The following is a 3,938-nucleotide window of genomic DNA, read 5'->3' on the forward strand; positions in this document are numbered from 1 at the left end:
TCCTGACGAACGGAAAGCCCGGAAGCCGCGCTATCGAAATTCGGCGCCCGGGCCGGCTCGACGCGCGGAAAAACAGCGCCATGGCGCGATGAGACGTTCGGGCATGAAGCTGAGACGAGCGCGTCTGGGCGCCAGGCGCCGGCGGCCTCAACATGCATTCCGTCAACCGCGTGATCGACCAGCCGCCAGGCGGCGCACCACGCGGTGCAGGACTTTCCCAACACGCCTTCGGGCACCCACGGAATCAGGATACGGTCATGGCAAACGTCGAAAACTTCGAATATGTGTTTCTGGGCGGCGGCAAGGGCGGCAAGACGCTGGCGATGGAGCTGGCGCGCGCCGGCAAGCGGGTGGCCGTGATCGAGCGCGGCATGATCGGCGGCTCCTGCATCAACGTCGCCTGCATCCCCAGCAAGGCGCTGATCCACGAGGCCGAGCTGGCCCATCTCGCGAACCGGCGCGACGGCGCCGCGCGCTCCGCCGAGATGGCGGGCGTGAAGCGCTACGTGCGCTCGGTGGTTGACGGGATGGTCGAGATCAACCGCAAGGCGATGCTCGGCTCGGGACTCGATCTGATCATCGGCACCGGCCGCTTCGTGGGCCCGCGCCGCATCGAGGTGCGCACCGCCGAGGGCGCCACGCGCATCGTCGAGGGCGAGCACGCCTTCATCAATACCGGCACGGTCGCGCAAATTCCCGATGTGCCTGGGCTCCAGGCCGCCGCGCCGCTCACCCACGTGGAAGCGCTGGCCCTGGAGGTGCTGCCCGAGCACCTGGTGGTGATCGGCGGCGGCTACATCGGGCTCGAATTGGCCCAGGCGTTCCGCCGGCTCGGCAGCCGCGTGACGATCGTCCACGACGCGCCGCGCGTGGCGCTGCGCGAGGACGAGGACGTCAGCGCCGCGATCGAGGCGGCCTTCGCCGCGGACGACATCTCGATCCGCTCGGGCGTGCGCCCGGTCGAGGTGAGCGGACGCTCGGGCGAGGCGGTCACGCTGCGCCTGGACGACGGCAGCGAAGTGAGCGGCAGCCACCTGCTGATCGCCACCGGCCGCACGCCGGTAACGGCCGATCTCGGCCTGGAAGCGGCCGGCGTGGCAGTCAACGAGCGCGGCATCATCAAGGTCGACGAACGGCTCGCCACCACCGCGCCGAACACCTGGGCGATCGGCGAGGTGGCCGGCACCGCGATGTTCACGCACGCCTCCTACGACGACTATCGCGTGCTGAAATCGCAGTTGGCGGGCGGCGATCGCAGCACCCGCGAGCGCCAGATTCCCTATGCGCTGTTCATCGAGCCGGAGCTGGCGCGCATCGGCATCAACGAGCAGGAGGCGAAGGCGCGCGGCATCGCGGTGCGCGTGGCCAAGCTGCCGATGGCGGCCGTGCCGCGCGCCCGCACCAGCGGCGAGACCCAGGGCTTCATGAAGATCCTGGTGGACGGGGAATCGGATCGGATCCTCGGCTTCACGATGCTCGGCGTCAATGCCGGCGAGGTGATGACGGCGGTGCAGATGGCCATGCTCGGCGAGCTGCCCTACACGGCGGTGCGCGATGCGATCATTGCGCATCCGCTGATCTCGGAAGGGCTCAATATCCTGCTGAACGCGGTGCCGGCACATGTGGCCGCGCAATAAGCGGCCGCGCCTGGCGGCGGCGCGAGTCGGTGGCAGAATCGCCGCGCTGCTCGGCGGCCTCGCGCTGATGCTGGCGGGCCTCGGCGGCGCGGCGGCCGCCACGCCCGCTCCCCTCAACAACTCGATGGAGGCAAGCATGAACCAAGCACACAGCGATGCGCTGCTGTCCTGGCAGAGCAGCCACGATTTCGCCGGCACGCTAGCGCACCTGCGCGGCGCGCTCGCCGACAAGGGCATCCGGATCTTCGCGGAAATCGACCAGGCTGCGGCCGCGGCGGATTCCGGCCTGAAGATGCCGGCCACGGTGCTGATCCTGTTCGGCAACCCGAAGGCCGGCACGCCGGTGATGCTGCAACATCCGCTGGCCAGCGTCGAGCTGCCGCTGAGGCTGGTGGTCCGGCAAGCCGGGGACGGCTCGGTCTGGGTCGATTATCTCGACGCGGCGCGACTGCTCGAGCGCGACTACGGCGTGGACGACGCCTTGCTGGCGCCGCTCGCGCGTGTGCCGGCCCTGCTGAAGGCGGCGACCACCGCCAACTGAGGCAGCGCCGCGCGCCGGGCTTGATCCGGCTGCGCGAAGCGAACGCTTCATGTGAGCACGTCATGTACTGGGTGACGTGCTTGCACGAGGTGCCGGCGTTACGAGGCCGCCTCATGCAGGCGCTTCACGCGGCCTCGCCCACTTCCGCCAGTTCCACCCGCTCGCGGCTCTGGGCCCGCCATTGCGCGGGCGTCACGCCGATCTGCCGCTTGAACACGCGCTGGAACGCGGCATCCGACTGGTAGCCGACGCGCTCGCCGATCTCGGCCACCGACAGCGTGCCCTCGGCGAGCATGCGGCCGGCGATGGTCATGCGGATCTCGGTGAGCATGTCGCTGGCGGAGCGGCCGATCGCCTCGTCGAAGTGACGGGCGAAGGTCGCGCGCGACATGTGGCAGAGCTCGGCCAGTTCGGGCAGGGTCCAGGCCTTCTCGGGCGTATCGAACATCGCCGACAGCGCCGGCTGCAGGCGCGGACGCGCCGCCAGCGCGAGCAGCCCGCGCGGCGGCTCGCCGGCCTCGCTGGCGAAGCGCATGGTCAGCGCGAACAGCGCGCCCGACAGGTGATTGACGAGCGCCAGGCTGCCCGGGCCGAGTTCGTCGGATTCCTCGCGCATCAGGCCGACCAGCCGCGTCAGCCGGTTGCCGGCGGCGGCGTCCTGCCCCGGCGCGGCCGAGGTCCTGACCAGCAGGCGGTTCGGCAGGTGGTCGCGCAGCAGTTGCTGCGGCATGGCGGGCAGCAGGAAGCGCCCGCACAGCACGTCGGCCGGCGCGCCGCGCCCCTTGTTCGACACCATCTCCAGCCCGGCGACGAAGCGCTCCTCCGACTTCGCAGGACGCTTGCCACTGCCGTCGTGCAGCACATGGCCCACGCCGGACGGCAGCATCACGATATCGCCCGCCTGCATGGCCAGCGGTTCGCCGAGCCCGTCCTCGAAGCTCGCCTCGCCGCTTAGGAGCACGTGGTAATGGATTTCGCGCTCGCCGGCGGCGGCGCCGTCGATGCGCCAGGGCGCGCCGAAATGGCAGCGCGCATCCAGTTGCCCGGCCACGGGCATCAAGGCCAGCAAACGGCTCAGCAGATCCATCGAAGATTCCTGTGGGTAGGTCGACACCTCGCCGATGCGAGACGTTCGAGCATGAATTTCGCGGATACTACCACCTGGCATCTCATCGCGCAGGGATGCCCGGGCAGCCCCGAACCCGGCAAAAAGCACAAGGCCCGCGCCCTCGCGAAACGCGAGAGCGCGGGCCTCGATCGGCAAGCGCCGAGCAGCCGGATCAGGCCGTGGCGAGCCCCGATTGCTGGGCCGCCTGCATGACCTTCTGCACGTAGGTCGGATCGCCCGTGCCGGCCGGCGTCGCATTCAGGTTGCCCAGGTCGACGCCGTTCGGGCCGGAATTGTAGGCGCGCAGCGCGGCGCCCATGTTGCCGCCGAACTGGTTGGCGAGGTCCTTCATGTAGTTCGCGCCGGCGCGGATATTGTCGGCCGGGTTCGAGATGTCGCCGCCGCCGTATTGCTGGAATTCGTTGGGGCCGAGCTGCATCAGGCCGCCGCCGGGCGTGTTCGCGATCCCCTTCGACTCCTGCCAGATCTGGCCGGCGATGATGCCGGGCGGCACGCCGGTGGACTGCGATGCCGACATGATCTCGTCCTTGTACTTGCTGGCGACTTCCTGCGGAGTCATGTCGCCGCCCGAGGCGTCGGGCGTGGCCTGGACCGACGAGGCGCCCGCCGTTGCCGGCGCGCCCGTGCTGTC

At 70.0% G+C, this 3,938-nt stretch carries 4 protein-coding genes; 2 read left to right on the top strand and 2 right to left on the bottom strand.

Annotation, left to right across the window (positions count from 1 at the left end):
* Positions 1-257 precede the first annotated feature (257 nt).
* Together F3J10_RS34430 and F3J10_RS34435 are read left to right on the top strand one after the other, a co-directional pair.
* A complete protein-coding gene (locus tag F3J10_RS34430; protein ID WP_167243944.1) occupies positions 258-1,637 on the top strand; it encodes an FAD-dependent oxidoreductase in 1,380 nt (459 codons plus the stop codon).
* Complete coding sequence (locus F3J10_RS34435; RefSeq protein WP_240155798.1) at positions 1,621-2,178, top strand: DUF302 domain-containing protein; 558 nt, start codon at positions 1,621-1,623, stop codon at positions 2,176-2,178. The genes F3J10_RS34430 and F3J10_RS34435 overlap by 17 nt, the downstream gene beginning before the upstream one ends.
* 124 nt (positions 2,179-2,302) lie before the next feature.
* On the opposite strand, the gene F3J10_RS34440 is transcribed toward F3J10_RS34435, so the two are convergent.
* Together F3J10_RS34440 and F3J10_RS34445 are read right to left on the bottom strand one after the other, a co-directional pair.
* Positions 2,303-3,265, bottom strand: coding sequence for an AraC family transcriptional regulator (locus F3J10_RS34440; protein WP_047837358.1), 963 nt, complete (start codon positions 3,263-3,265; stop codon positions 2,303-2,305).
* Between the two features lie 193 nt (positions 3,266-3,458).
* Positions 3,459-3,938, bottom strand: a 480-nt coding sequence (locus F3J10_RS34445) for a lytic transglycosylase domain-containing protein (RefSeq protein WP_167243945.1), incomplete at its 5' end; no start/stop codon positions are given.

Origin of the sequence: Burkholderia sp. Cy-637 (genome assembly GCF_011753175.1) — a bacterium.
Lineage (GTDB): Bacteria > Pseudomonadota > Gammaproteobacteria > Burkholderiales > Burkholderiaceae > Burkholderia > Burkholderia gladioli.